Origin of the sequence: Clostridium sp., from assembly GCF_047777555.1 — a bacterium.
In the GTDB taxonomy this organism is placed as follows: domain Bacteria; phylum Bacillota; class Clostridia; order Clostridiales; family Clostridiaceae; genus Clostridium_H.
This window is the reverse complement of sequence record NZ_JBKEEV010000003.1, coordinates 289,030-301,800: the sequence shown is the minus strand read 5'-3', so window position 1 is coordinate 301,800 and position 12,771 is coordinate 289,030. Positions and strand designations below refer to the sequence as shown.

Annotated in this window: 14 protein-coding genes and 1 tRNA gene; 14 read left to right on the top strand and 1 reads right to left on the bottom strand. The window is 32.7% G+C overall.

The window, feature by feature from the left end; translation table 11 throughout:
• Positions 1 to 157: 157 nt before the first annotated feature.
• The 8 genes from ACFWTK_RS07460 to ACFWTK_RS07425 all read left to right on the top strand — a co-directional run bounded on the left by ACFWTK_RS07460 (position 158) and on the right by ACFWTK_RS07425 (position 4,840).
• A tRNA-Trp gene (locus ACFWTK_RS07460) sits at positions 158 to 233 on the top strand.
• 113 nt (positions 234 to 346) lie between these two features.
• Complete coding sequence (locus tag ACFWTK_RS07455) at positions 347 to 1,168, top strand: nitroreductase family protein (protein WP_415875381.1); 822 nt, start codon at positions 347 to 349, stop codon at positions 1,166 to 1,168.
• Between the two features lie 155 nt (positions 1,169 to 1,323).
• Positions 1,324 to 1,869 (top strand): chromate transporter, encoded by a 546-nt coding sequence (locus ACFWTK_RS07450; protein WP_415875380.1) that lies wholly within the window; start codon positions 1,324 to 1,326, stop codon positions 1,867 to 1,869.
• Positions 1,866 to 2,384: a chromate transporter gene (locus ACFWTK_RS07445; protein WP_415875379.1), complete on the top strand. Its 519-nt coding sequence runs from the start codon at positions 1,866 to 1,868 to the stop codon at positions 2,382 to 2,384. Before ACFWTK_RS07450 ends, ACFWTK_RS07445 begins: the two co-directional genes overlap by 4 nt.
• A 132-nt stretch (positions 2,385 to 2,516) precedes the next feature.
• Positions 2,517 to 2,684 carry an asparagine synthase gene (locus ACFWTK_RS07440; protein ID WP_415875378.1) on the top strand — a complete coding sequence of 56 codons (168 nt, stop codon included), beginning with the start codon at positions 2,517 to 2,519 and terminating at the stop codon, positions 2,682 to 2,684.
• Positions 2,685 to 2,818: 134 nt separating this feature from the next.
• Complete coding sequence (locus tag ACFWTK_RS07435; RefSeq protein ID WP_415875377.1) at positions 2,819 to 3,220, top strand: zinc ribbon domain-containing protein; 402 nt, start codon at positions 2,819 to 2,821, stop codon at positions 3,218 to 3,220.
• A gap of 91 nt (positions 3,221 to 3,311) precedes the next feature.
• Positions 3,312 to 3,848, top strand: a complete 537-nt coding sequence (locus tag ACFWTK_RS07430) for an SLAP domain-containing protein (RefSeq protein ID WP_415875376.1) — start codon at positions 3,312 to 3,314, stop codon at positions 3,846 to 3,848.
• Positions 3,849 to 3,871: 23 nt separating this feature from the next.
• Entirely contained in the window at positions 3,872 to 4,840 is a 969-nt protein-coding gene (locus ACFWTK_RS07425) for an NAD(P)/FAD-dependent oxidoreductase (RefSeq protein WP_415875375.1), read from the top strand.
• Positions 4,841 to 4,881: 41 nt separating this feature from the next.
• On the opposite strand, the gene ACFWTK_RS07420 is transcribed toward ACFWTK_RS07425, so the two are convergent.
• Positions 4,882 to 5,508, bottom strand: coding sequence for a RusA family crossover junction endodeoxyribonuclease (locus tag ACFWTK_RS07420; RefSeq protein WP_415875495.1), 627 nt, complete (start codon positions 5,506 to 5,508; stop codon positions 4,882 to 4,884).
• A 136-nt stretch (positions 5,509 to 5,644) separates the two neighbouring features.
• On the opposite strand from ACFWTK_RS07420, the gene tsaD reads away from it, so the two are divergent.
• From tsaD to ACFWTK_RS07390, 6 genes are all read left to right on the top strand, one after another.
• Positions 5,645 to 6,670 (top strand): tRNA (adenosine(37)-N6)-threonylcarbamoyltransferase complex transferase subunit TsaD, encoded by a 1,026-nt coding sequence (tsaD, locus tag ACFWTK_RS07415; protein WP_415875374.1) that lies wholly within the window; start codon positions 5,645 to 5,647, stop codon positions 6,668 to 6,670.
• Positions 6,671 to 7,106: 436 nt separating this feature from the next.
• Positions 7,107 to 8,693: an ABC transporter substrate-binding protein gene (locus ACFWTK_RS07410; protein ID WP_415875373.1), complete on the top strand. Its 1,587-nt coding sequence runs from the start codon at positions 7,107 to 7,109 to the stop codon at positions 8,691 to 8,693.
• A gap of 82 nt (positions 8,694 to 8,775) precedes the next feature.
• Positions 8,776 to 9,780: an ABC transporter permease gene (locus ACFWTK_RS07405; RefSeq protein ID WP_415875372.1), complete on the top strand. Its 1,005-nt coding sequence runs from the start codon at positions 8,776 to 8,778 to the stop codon at positions 9,778 to 9,780.
• Between the two features lie 13 nt (positions 9,781 to 9,793).
• On the top strand, positions 9,794 to 10,714 hold the full coding sequence (nikC, locus tag ACFWTK_RS07400) for a nickel transporter permease (protein ID WP_415875371.1): 921 nt from the start codon (positions 9,794 to 9,796) through the stop codon (positions 10,712 to 10,714).
• 11 nt (positions 10,715 to 10,725) lie between these two features.
• Positions 10,726 to 11,706 carry an ABC transporter ATP-binding protein gene (locus ACFWTK_RS07395; RefSeq protein ID WP_415875370.1) on the top strand — a complete coding sequence of 327 codons (981 nt, stop codon included), beginning with the start codon at positions 10,726 to 10,728 and terminating at the stop codon, positions 11,704 to 11,706.
• Positions 11,699 to 12,664 carry an ABC transporter ATP-binding protein gene (locus tag ACFWTK_RS07390; protein WP_415875369.1) on the top strand — a complete coding sequence of 322 codons (966 nt, stop codon included), beginning with the start codon at positions 11,699 to 11,701 and terminating at the stop codon, positions 12,662 to 12,664. Before ACFWTK_RS07395 ends, ACFWTK_RS07390 begins: the two co-directional genes overlap by 8 nt.
• Positions 12,665 to 12,771 lie beyond the last annotated feature (107 nt).

Genomic DNA, 12,771 nt, shown 5'->3' with positions numbered 1-12,771 from the left:
ATTTGAAATGTATAATCTCAAGCTTAGGTTATAATGAAAGATGTTATTGAGTTCTCATAATTTTATTATAAATAAGGCAGATTTAAAGAATAAGAAAAAATTTTAAAAAATGTATTGCATATTTAGAAAATACATGATACAATAAACTTCGTCACGAAGGGGTATGGCTCAATTGGTAGAGTAGTGGTCTCCAAAACCATTGGTTGTGGGTTCGAGTCCTACTGCCCCTGCCAGAAAATCCTGTAAACATTATAGTTTACAGGATTTTGTTTTTTTGTGTAAAATAAAATTACTAAGTTTTATATAGAAAAAGTACATATTAATGGATAGAGGGAGTGAGATAAATATGTTAAAAATAGATGTTAAAAAATGTATAGGATGTGGGCAATGTGTTAAAGATTGCTTTCCTAATGATATAGAGATAGTAGATGGTAAAGCTCATGTTAAAAATGCAGCATGCATTAAATGCGGACATTGTATAGCTGTATGCCCTAAAAATGCTGTATCCATAGATGAGTATAGCATGGAAGATGTAAAAGACTATAATAAAGAAGAATTTTCTATAGATGAAGATAATCTATTAAATTTTATAAAGTTTAGAAGAAGCGTAAGACAATTTAAAGATAAAGAAGTGGAAGAAGAAAAAATTCGTAAGATTATAGAAGCAGGTAGATTCACTCAAACAGGAAGTAATATGCAAGATGTATCTTATATAGTTGTAAGAGAAGGATTAGAGAAACTAAAAATATTAACATTGGATGCATTAAAAGAAATAGGAGAACAGATGTTAGCTAATTTAACTCCAGAAACTATGAAATTCAAAAATTATGCACAGATGTGGATAAAAATGAAGGATGCATATGAACAAAATCCTAAAGATAATGATAAATTATTTTTTAATGCTCCAGCTGTAATAGTTGTTACAGCCAATTCAGAAGTAAATGGAGCCTTAGCTTCTTCCAACATGGAGCTTATGACTAACGCTTTAGGACTTGGAACAGTTTTTAGCGGTTTCTTTGTAAGAGCAGCACAAAGAAGTAAAAAGATTAGGGAGTTTCTTGGAGTTAAAGAGGGTAAACAAGTTGTAACATGTATGGTAATAGGATATCCAGATGTAAAGTACTTTAGAACAGTACCAAGAAAAGAAGCTAGTATATCTTGGCTTTAAAAAGAGCTATATTTCTAATTTATAGGTATTTAAATGAGTAAAGCGGTAAAAAATAAAATAGAATTTACTACTGCATAGGTGGTAATATTGATATATAATGTATATAATTAGATTTATGAAAGAGCAGTATAGAGAATGTATTAGGCGGTGTTTAAATGAAAAAATATCTAGAGATGTTTATGGCCTTTTTTAAAATCGGAGCTTTTACCATCGGCGGAGGATATGCTATGCTTCCTTTAATTGAAAAAGAAGTTGTAGAGAGAAAAAAGTGGATAGAAAGAGAAGAATATCTGGATATGATAGCATTGGCTCAGTCTGCGCCGGGTCCTATAGCAGTTAATACTTCCGTGTTTGTAGGATACAAGGTAGGAGGAGCCTTAGGAGTTCTTGCAACGACTTTAGGATCAGTTTTACCATCTTTTTTAATAATTTTAATAATAGCTTCTTTTTTTGTAGGTATAAAAGATAATGTTTTTGTAGAAAAAGCTTTTAAGGGAATAAGACCAGCTGTTGTAGCTCTTATTGCAGCACCAGTGATAAACATGAGCAAAAGCGCTAAAATCAATAGAAAAACTATAATTATACCTATTGCAGTGGCTATTTTAGTAGCCTTTGTAGATATAACTCCTATAATAATCATAATAGTTTCAGCATTAGGTGGTATTTTTTACATGAGACATATAGGAGGAAAAAAAGAATGATACTTTTAAGACTTTTTATCACATTTTTTAAAATAGGTCTTTTTAGCTTTGGCGGAGGATACGCTATGCTATCAATGATACAACAAGAAGTTGTATCTATACACAAATGGGTTGGAGCTAAAGAATTTGTTGATATGGTGGCTATTTCTCAAATTACTCCAGGACCTGTTGCTATAAATATGGCTACATATGTAGGATATAAGGTAAATAGCGCAATAGGTTCATTATTTGCAACCCTTGGTGTTGTAACACCATCTATAATAATAATGCTCATAATAACACGATTTTTTGTAAAATTTAAAAATAATAAATATGTTGAACATGCTTTTTTAGGATTAAGACCAGCTACAGTTGGACTAGTAGCTGCAGCAGCCATATTAGTTGCTTATGGAGCTTTTATAGATTATAAAAGCATACTTATATTCATAGGAGCATTTATACTTTCATATAAATATAAGATAGATCCAATACTTATGACCTTCATTGCAGCAGTAATCGGAATACTTATTTACTAGAACATACTAGAAACAAATTGCTGTATGCTCAATATTAAACTTATCCTATGAGATTTACTAAAATGTTGCTAGAATAAAAGAACATAGCTAGTGGAATTATAAAAGTGAAACCTAAAATAAGGAGGGACTTTTATGAGAATTCAAGAAGGATTAATCCCGACAGTACTTGGAGCTATAGTAAGTGGGACAGGAGCTACTATGACTAAAAAGCATATTAAACCCATGATTGCAGCAGGTATTTTAGGTTTTGGACTAGCACATATAGTCCTTGGTTCTATAGATATGATTCAGCACAGATAATATGCAGAAAGATAGTTAAATAGAATGAAGGCAAAGGATTGCCTTCATTTTATATTTAACAATACTTTTTTAATTCTTGAAATTTTTTATTATAATATGTTAGATAAAATCATATTTTATAGGGAGCTGAGTTTATGTTTTTCTTTGGAATTTTTGGTGTTTCTACTAGGGAAAAAGAAATAAGGGAAATAAGCAATAAAATATGTAAGAAATGTGGTGCTATGACTACATATAAGATGATAAAAACTTACAATGTGTTTCATATATTTTTTATTCCTATACTTAAGTGGGGAGAAAAGTATTTTTTAAAGTCACGATGCTGTGACACTATATTTGAGATATCAGGGGAATTAGGTAAAAAGTTAGAACAAGGTGAAGAAGTGTATATAGAAGATAGTGAACTTAATGAAATTTATAGCAACTATAGTAATGAATTTTACAATAAAAAAGAGACAAGGTGTAGAAATTGTGGAAGTATTGTGGATTCGTCGTTTAAATACTGTCCTAACTGTGGAGAAAAGTTAGATTTAAAATAACCTCATGTTACTAATAGACATAAGAAAATTGAAGTGATATAATTACACTGGTTCAAATAGTGTCATAAATCAGCACTAGAGGAGAGACAATATGAAAAGGGCAATTATGTTGATATTAGTTACATTTTTACTTGTAGGGTGTATGACTAATAAAGTAAGCTCTTCTAATGAGGGCATACAGAACAATAATGAACCTGTATCAGAGTCCACATTAAAAAAGCAGCAATATAGTTTTGGACCTATGGCAGACTTATCTAGAATAGATGATGCCACGAAGCAAGAACTTCAAAACCATTTAGATAAGTTAGGAGATCCACCTACAAATAGAATAACTTTTAATGGAATAAGTGCATTTTATAATGAGGATGGTTCTCTTCTTGTGGACATATTCATTCGAAATGGATATTCTTATTCTGTGTTTAACTTGGAAGCTACGTTAGATATAATAAAAGATGGTAAGATTATTGCATCAGCACCTTTTTATTTTAATGTACAGGAGTTTGGAGAACTTCCTTCAAATGTTTCAAGACCTTGGACTATATTATATTATCCTGAGGATATAAAATTTAAAGAAAATCAACTTAGCGAGTTTGATATAAATGTTAATAATCTCCAGTATGAATATTAGATATGCAAATGGGGGGATTTTAAATGCATGAATATGATGTAGTAATAGTTGGAGGAGGACCAGCAGGGCTTGCGGCAGCTATAAGGACTAAAGAACTTGGAATCAGCAAAATTTTAATATTAGAAAAAGAGGAATGTCTTGGAGGAACTTTAAACCAGTGTATACACAGCGGCTTTGGAAAAGAAATTTTTGGAGAAGAGATTACAGGTCCTGAATATGCTGAAAAGTTTATAAAGCAAGTTAAAGAAATGGAAATAGAATATAAGCTGAACACTACTGTATTTGATTTTAACAGAGATAAGACAATCTGGGCAGTTAATGAAGAAGATGGTGTAATGGAGATAAAACCAAAAGCTGTAATTTTAGCTACAGGGTGTAGGGAAAAGCCAAGAGGAGCTATAAACATAGCAGGAAGTAGAAGTGCAGGAATATATACTGCAGGAATGGCACAGAAGTTTGTTAACATAGAAGGATATATGCCTGGAAAGGAAATAGTGATTATAGGTTCGGGAAATGTAGCTCTTATTATGGCAAAAAGACTTGTTTTAGAAGGAGCTAAGGTTAAAGCTGTAGTAGAAGCATCATCTGCTCTTAAAGCTTCCCCAAAGTATATAGAAGACTGTTTAGAAGATTTCAACATACCTATAAAATTATCTTATACAATAGTTGGTTTAGATGGAAAAGATAGAGTTGAAGGAATCACCATTGCAAGGGTTGATGAAAATAAGAACCCTATAGAAGGAACTGAGGAATATATTTCTTGTGATACGGTGTTATTATCTGTAGAAATTTCTCCGGAAAATGAGCTGGTAAAGAAAGCTAAAATTGAAATTTCTCAGGAAACAAGAGGACCTAAAGTGGATTGGAAGATGGAAACAGATTTAGAAGGAGTATATGCCTGTGGTGATTTGCTTTATGCTCATGAGAAAGTAGATGAAATAACTTTAGAAGGTTATAAAGCTGCAGAAAGTGCAGCAAATTATATTAAATAAGAGTAGAACAAAAGGCCTAAGCATATATTGCTTAGGCTTTTTTAAAAGGCTTTTTTAAAACATGATTTACATATCAATGTCTTACCCTTATTTGCAGAAATAATTTCATTTTCATTTTTTATTATCTTACCGCAAATTGCACAAGTACTGTGAACTTCATCTATGGATTTGGGTTTAATATTTTTTAATCCTTGAGACTTTTTATTAGCAGGAGGTTCATATTCTATAGGTTCATCTGCGGACTCCTTTTTAGAAACTTTATAATTAATAGAATATGTACTTTCTCCAAAAAGCTCTAATTCAAATCGTGGATTTTTAGAGTCATAATATTCCTCTATTATAAGTCTTCTAATCTGAGCATCGTTTATAATAAGTCCGCTCTTTTCAATTCCATCAAAAATACTTTTAGGTATATTTGTTGTATCAGGATGTCTTTTTTTACTTTTATAATAAACCTTTAGAACTGCAATTAAGGATTCTGTAAGAAATACATTAGGATTTTGCAGTCTTGCAACATATGCTATTTCCTTTTCGTATAAAGCATATCTATCATGATATTTACCAGAATTATAAGGAAGAATAGACCTGCCGCTTGAGTTAGAGAGCTTAAAATTAGATTTTGAAATTGGAGAACCATTCACAACTACTTTTGCATAAGTGTTCATTATATCAACCCCCTTTGTAGAGTCAGATAATATTATAACACAGTATGGCAAGGTTGCTAATACCTTATGGGTGAGGTATAATTAGTTCTGAAATTTGTCAATAATAAGATGAGGGTTTAAAAGCGAAAGAGGGAAAAGTATGAATAAAGATATAAAGATTCTTGCTATAGAAACTAGCTGTGATGAAACTGCAGCAGCTGTGGTAGTTAATGGAAGAGAAGTATTATCTAATATAATATCTTCCCAAATAGATATACATACTAAATTTGGAGGAGTAGTACCTGAAGTTGCATCTAGAAAGCATATAGAGGCTATAGGAGCAGTAGTAGAAGGAGCTTTAGAAAAGGCTGATATTACATTAGAAGATATAGATGCTGTAGCTGTTACTTATGGTCCAGGATTAGTAGGGGCATTGCTAGTAGGAGTTCAATATGCTAAGGGACTTTCTTATGGCTTAAAAAAACCTCTAATAGGGGTAAATCATATTGAAGGTCACATAAGTGCTAATTTTATACAATATAAAGATTTAGAACCTCCATTTGTATGCCTTGTAGTTTCAGGAGGACATACTTTTGTAGTATATATGAAAGACTATGGAAAATTTGAAGTACTAGGACAAACAAGAGATGATGCTGCAGGAGAAGCTTTTGATAAGGTAGCAAGAGCTATAGGGCTTGGATATCCTGGAGGACCTAAAATAGATAAAATATCAAGAGAAGGAAACGAAGAAGCTATAGCTTTTCCAAGGGCTAACTTTCATGATAAGGATTCTTTGGACTTTTCTTTTAGTGGAATAAAATCAGCAGTACTTAATTATCTTAATAAGATGAATATGAAAGGTGAAGAAATAAATAGAGCTGATATAGCTGCTTCTTTTCAAAAGGCTGTAGTAGACGTGCTGGTTGATAATGCTCTAAAGGCATGTCGACTTAAAAAGGTAGATAAAATAGCCATAGCAGGAGGAGTTGCTTCAAACTGTCATTTGAGAGAAAGTATGATAAAAGAAGGGAATAAGAATGGAATAAAAGTGCTGTTCCCAGATCCAATTTTGTGTACAGATAATGCAGCTATGATTGGAAGCGCTGCGTATTTTGAATTTTTAAAGGGAAGAATAGCACCATTAGAATTAAATGCTATACCTAATTTAAAATTAGGAGAAAGATAATAACAACTAAAAAAATGGCTTTGCTTTGATTATCGCTTTGATTATTAAGATTTCAGATATATAGAATTTATATATCTGATTTTTTTATGCAAGAAAAATATGAATAATTGCAAAATAGATATTGCATTTTATATGAAAGGAGTATATAATAGAAAATAAAATTTATAAGTTAATTACATGTATTGAATAAATTCGATATCAAGGAATAAATTTCAATAGCATTTATAATGTTATATATCGGTTTTTTTTTATATAATAGAGGGTTTTTTTATATATTGTAACGAAGTAAGTGGGAAATAATTGTTTTATAAAAAGGGGCTAATAAAAATAATTTTTTATTATCTAAAATTATCAATATTAATTTATAAAATTTTAGATAATTGAATTATTTTATATTTATATATTGTAAAAAGTATAAAAAGGGGGATATAAAACTATGAAGAAAAGGCTATTAGTAGCAGTGCTTGCAGCTACTTTTGTTTTCACATCCTTATTAAGTGGATGCGGCAGCAAAAATAGTTCTGCAAATAGTAATGGGGCAAAACAAGAAAGCAGTAAAAGTGGAAAAACATTAATTTTTGCACAAGGTTCAGACCCAAGAGGATTAGATCCTGCTTTTGTAGATGATGGAGAATCTGCAAAAATAATTGTAAATGTATTTGATGGATTATTAAAGTACAAAAAAGACTCAACTGAATTAGAACCAGCACTAGCTACAGAATGGACAATAAGTGAAGATGGAAAAGAGTATACTTTTAAATTACGTCAAGGTGTAAAATTTCATGACGGAACAGATTTCAATGCTGAAGCAGTTAAGTTTAGTATAGAGAGGCAGCTTCCTCCAAATAGAACAGATGCCATGCCTTATGCTTCTTTCACATTTGGTCCAGTTGATAAGGTAGAGGTAGTAGACACTTACACAGTAAAAATCATTTTAAAGGAACCTTATACTCCATTCCTTTCAAATTTAGCTATGGCGCTTGCAGCTCCAATTGTAAGTCCTACAGCTGTTAAAAAATATGGAGATAAGTTTATTGAAAATCCAGTTGGAACAGGAGCTTTTAAGTTTGTAAAATGGGATAAAGGTCAGGCTATTACCCTTGAAAAGAATAATGATTACTGGGGAGAAAAGGCGAAAGTAGATAAAGTAGTTTTCCAATTTACAAAGGAAAATTCAGTAAGAGCAACACAACTTATGACAGGAGCTGTAGACATTATAGATGGAGTAGATGCTAGTAATGTAGAACAGATAGAAAAGTCAGGAGCAAAAATGTTCTTAGAGCAAGGAATGAATATAAACTATATGGCATTTAATACTTCAAGAGCACCATTTAATGATCCTAAGCTTAGAGAAGCAGTTAGCTATGCTATCAATAGAGAAGAACTAGTTAAGTTCTTATATCAAGGATATGCAGAACTTGCTAATAGTCAGATGCCAAGTTTTATACCAGGTTTTAATGATAAGGTTAAGCCATATGAGTATAATCCAGAGAAAGCAAAGGCTATGTTAAAGGAATTAGGAAAAGAAAACTTAGAAATAAAGATTATAGCATACTCTAACCCAAGACCTTATAATCCAGCAGGTCAAAAGTTAGCTGAATCAATTCAAGCATATTTAATGAAAGTTGGTATTAAGTCTACAATAAATGTTTATCAGTGGAAAGAATACAAGGATAAAGCAGCTCAAGGAGAAGGTGACATCATGTTCTATGGATGGACTGGAGATAATGGAGATGCTGATAACTTCTTATCACTTCTTGACTCAAATGAAATAGAATCTACTTTAAATGTAGCTAAATATAAAAATGAGCAAGTTGATAAATTGCTTAAAGAGGCTAGAAAGACTCCAAATGGGGCAGAAAGAGAAAAGATGTATAAAGATATCCAAGAGATAGTAGCTAAGGATGCGCCATGGCTTCCAATCTCAAGTGCTAAAAGCATGGCTGCATATTCACCTAAGGTAAAAGGCTTTATATATCATCCAACTGGTGTTGTATTCTTGAATCAAGTGGATAAAGAGTAGAAAAGTTACTAAGGATTAAAAGTGGAAACCCTTTTTTAGGGTTTTCCATTTTCTTTATATAAGATAAAGAGGGGGCATTTTTGTGGCTAAATATATAATCAAAAGGTTGATTATGCTTATTCCTGTAATTTTAGGAGTTTCAATAATGGTTTTTATTGTTATGCATGTATTTGCATCAGATCCAACCAGCATAATACTAGGACAACATGCTACTACAGAACAGATAGAAAGACTTCGAGAACAGCTGGGCTTAAATCAACCATTATATGTACAGTATTTTAATTTTTTAAAGGGAATTCTACATGGAGATTTAGGAAGTTCGCTAATTACAAACACATCTGTTGCTTCTGAAATAGGTTCAAGATTTCCAGCTACTTTGGAACTTGCACTAATTTCCATTATACTAGCTTCTGTATTTGGAATTCTTATAGGGGTAATATCGGCTGTTAAGCAAAATACAATTATTGACTATGTGAGCACAGTAGTTTCTCTTTTAGGTGTATCTATGCCTATATTTTGGCTTGGACTTATGCTTATAATATTATTTTCAGTAAAGTTAGGCTTGCTCCCAGCGGCTGGAAGAATACAGATAGGTTTGGAGCCTGAGCATATAACTGGACTTTATATCTTAGATAGCTTAATAACTGGAAATATGGAGGCTTTAAAAAGCTCATTAAGCCATATAGTATTGCCATCTGTTGCTCTAGCATCTTATTCAACTGCTATTATAGCTCGTATGACTAGATCTACTATGTTAGAGGTCATAAGGCAGGACTATGTAAGAACAGCAAGAGCAAAAGGGATTTTTGAGAGAGTGATTATATTAAGTCATGCTTTGAGAAATGCTTTGATACCAATCGTAACAGTAATAGGACTTCAATTAGGTTCTTTGCTCGGAGGAGCAGTGCTAACCGAAACTGTTTTTGCTTGGCCAGGAGTTGGAAGTTATACCATAGATGCTATATTAAAATCTGATTATCCTGTAGTACAAGGTGCTGTTATGATGCTAGCAATTATTTTCGTTGTTGTGAATTTAATTGTAGACTTACTATATGCACAACTAGACCCAAGAATAAAATATTCATAAGGAGGTCTAAATGATGGAAGGAAAATTACAAATGGAAGATAAAGCTGTAGATGATATAAATAGAATTGATGCGGAATTGAAAGAAGAAAAACCTACATCTCAATTGAGAGAAATGTGGAATATGTTAATACAAAACAAGGCTGCTGTAGTTGGAATGGTTATAATAATACTGCTTATATTGATAGCTCTGTTCGGAAAGTTTTTAGAGCCTTATGATCCAAATGTGGGCGAGCTTTCTCAAAGCCTTCAGGCTCCTTCAAGTGCTCATATATTAGGTACGGATGAACAAGGTAGAGATATATTAAGCAGAGTTATAGACGGTACTAAGATATCATTAAGAGTTGGAATCACAGCTGTAGCCTTTGCTCTTAGTATAGGAACTGTGCTTGGAGCAGTTGCTGGATATTACGGTAAAAAAGTGGATATGATTATAATGAGATTTATGGATATAATATTGGCTTTTCCATCTATGCTTTTAGCCATAGCTTTTATGGCGGCTCTTGGTAAAGGAATTGACAAAGCTATAATTGCTATAAGTATAGTAACAATACCTGAGTATGCCAGAATAGTGAGAGGGTCTATATTATCTATAAAAGAAAGTGAATTTGTTCAAGCTGCAAAAGTAATAGGCAATAGTGATGCTGCTATTATATTTAAGCACATTTTGCCAAATGTTATATCTCCTATAGTTGTACGTGCTACTTTAGGAATATCTTCGGCTATATTGGATACAGCTGCACTAGGGTTCTTAGGTCTTGGAGTTCAGCCGCCAGCTGCTGAGTGGGGAAGTATGCTTGGCTCTGGAAGAACTTACTTTTTCAATGCCCCTCATATAGTTGTATTTCCGGGGATTGCTATAACAATTACAGTACTTGCTTTTAATTTATTCGGGGATGGACTTAGGGATGCATTAGACCCTAAGCTACGTAATTAGGGGGGATCTTAATGCTGCTAGAAGTAAAAAATCTTAAGACGCAATTTAAGACAAAGAAAGGAATAGTAAATGCGGTCAACGGAGTAAGCTTTAAAGTTGATGAGGGAGAAGTTGTTGCTATAGTTGGAGAATCTGGAAGTGGAAAAAGCGTAACTTCTCTATCTATAATGAGACTTATACAGAGCCCTCCAGGAGAAATATCAGAAGGAGAACTTTTATTTGAGGGAGAGGATCTACTAAAAAAGAATAAAAGAGAGATGCAAGATATTAGAGGCAATAAAATATCTATGATATTTCAAGAACCTATGACCTCCTTAAATCCTGTTTTTACTATAGAAAAACAGCTTTGTGAAACTTTAATGAGGCATAAGAATTTAACCAAAAAAGAAGCGGTACTTGAGTCTATAAGGATGCTTGAGCTAGTAGGAATACCATCTCCACATAAGAGAATAAAGGATTATCCTCATCAAATGAGTGGAGGAATGAGACAGCGTATAATGATAGCAATGGCACTTGCCTGCAAGCCTAAACTTTTAATTGCTGATGAGCCGACTACAGCGCTGGATGTAACCATTCAAGCTCAGATTTTAGATTTGATGTTGAATCTTAAAAATAAATTTGGAACTTCCATATTGCTTATAACTCACGATTTAGGGGTGGTAGCAGAGACCGCAGATAAGGTAGTTGTAATGTATTGTGGTCAAGTTGTAGAAAAGGCAAATGTTAAGGAGCTTTTTGAAAAACCTCTTCATCCTTATACAGAAGGCTTGCTTATGTCTATACCTAAAATTGATGATGATAAAGAAAAATTGTTTGCAATAGATGGAGTTGTACCTAATCCGTTAAATTTACCTAAAGGATGCGCTTTTAGCACTAGGTGCACTAAATGCATGGATAAATGCAAAAAAGAAAGTCCAAATCTAATTAGAGTAGGAGAAAGAGAAGTTAGGTGTTTTTTGTATAGTGGAAAGGAGGAGACGTGCAATGGCTGAAGTCTTATTACAAGTAAAAGATTTGAAAAAGTATTTCCCTATACATTCAGGTTTTTTCAATAAAGTCAAGAACAATGTAAAGGCAGTAGATGGTATAAGCTTTGATATATTTGAGGGAGAGACTTTAGGATTAGTTGGAGAGTCAGGATGTGGTAAATCCACTACTGGAAGGATGATTGTTAATCTATTGGAGCCTACATCAGGAGAAATAATTTTTAAGAATGAAAATATATCAAAGATAAGTAAAAAGAGACAGAAAGAGTTAAGACGTGAAATACAAATCATATTTCAGGATCCATATGCTTCATTAAATCCAAGAATGACCATTGGGCAGATTATCGCGGAACCTATGAAGGTTAATAATATTGCAGAAGGAGCAGAACTTGAAAGAAGGGTTAAGGAACTTTTAGATTATGTAGGGCTTGCATCTTACCATAGAAATAGATATCCTCATGAATTTAGTGGAGGACAAAGACAGAGGGTAGGTATAGCTAGAGCTTTAGCCGTAAATCCAAAGCTGATTGTATGTGATGAGGCTGTATCTGCTCTTGATGTATCTATACAAGCTCAAGTTTTAAACTTACTAGATGATTTACAGAAGGAATTTAACCTAACCTATTTATTTATTGCTCATGGATTAAATGTAGTAAAACATGTAAGCAATCGTGTAGGTGTAATGTATCTTGGTAAGTTAGTAGAAATAGGAGATGACAATAGTCTTTATAATAATCCAAAACATCCTTATACACAGGCTCTTCTTTCTGCTATACCTATACCTGATCCAACACGGAGAAGTGAAAGAATTATCTTAGAAGGGGATGTACCAAGCCCTATAGATCCACCTAAAGGATGCAGATTTCATACTCGATGCAACAAGTGCATGGAAATCTGTAGGAATGTAGAGCCTGAAATGAAAGAATTAGAAAATGGACATAAAGTGGCGTGCCATCTATACTAATATATAAGTTAAAAATTAAAGTTTAAGGATTTAGGCTGTGTTTGAAGAAATAGTTTCGTAAATATTTTTTCAAATACGGCCTTATTCTGTATTTTTTTGTTTACTTA

Excerpts from the sequence above, each read along its gene's own strand:
- ACFWTK_RS07455 (WP_415875381.1), top strand. The coding sequence starts at position 347 with ATGTTAAAAATAGATGTTAAAAAATGTATAGGATGTGGGCAATGTGTT.
- ACFWTK_RS07450 (WP_415875380.1), top strand. The coding sequence starts at position 1,324 with ATGAAAAAATATCTAGAGATGTTTATGGCCTTTTTTAAAATCGGAGCT.
- ACFWTK_RS07445 (WP_415875379.1), top strand. The coding sequence starts at position 1,866 with ATGATACTTTTAAGACTTTTTATCACATTTTTTAAAATAGGTCTTTTT.
- ACFWTK_RS07440 (WP_415875378.1), top strand. The coding sequence starts at position 2,517 with ATGAGAATTCAAGAAGGATTAATCCCGACAGTACTTGGAGCTATAGTA.
- ACFWTK_RS07435 (WP_415875377.1), top strand. The coding sequence starts at position 2,819 with ATGTTTTTCTTTGGAATTTTTGGTGTTTCTACTAGGGAAAAAGAAATA.
- ACFWTK_RS07430 (WP_415875376.1), top strand. The coding sequence starts at position 3,312 with ATGAAAAGGGCAATTATGTTGATATTAGTTACATTTTTACTTGTAGGG.
- ACFWTK_RS07425 (WP_415875375.1), top strand. The coding sequence starts at position 3,872 with ATGCATGAATATGATGTAGTAATAGTTGGAGGAGGACCAGCAGGGCTT.
- tsaD (WP_415875374.1), top strand. The coding sequence starts at position 5,645 with ATGAATAAAGATATAAAGATTCTTGCTATAGAAACTAGCTGTGATGAA.
- ACFWTK_RS07410 (WP_415875373.1), top strand. The coding sequence starts at position 7,107 with ATGAAGAAAAGGCTATTAGTAGCAGTGCTTGCAGCTACTTTTGTTTTC.
- nikC (WP_415875371.1), top strand. The coding sequence starts at position 9,794 with ATGGAAGGAAAATTACAAATGGAAGATAAAGCTGTAGATGATATAAAT.
- ACFWTK_RS07395 (WP_415875370.1), top strand. The coding sequence starts at position 10,726 with ATGCTGCTAGAAGTAAAAAATCTTAAGACGCAATTTAAGACAAAGAAA.
- ACFWTK_RS07390 (WP_415875369.1), top strand. The coding sequence starts at position 11,699 with ATGGCTGAAGTCTTATTACAAGTAAAAGATTTGAAAAAGTATTTCCCT.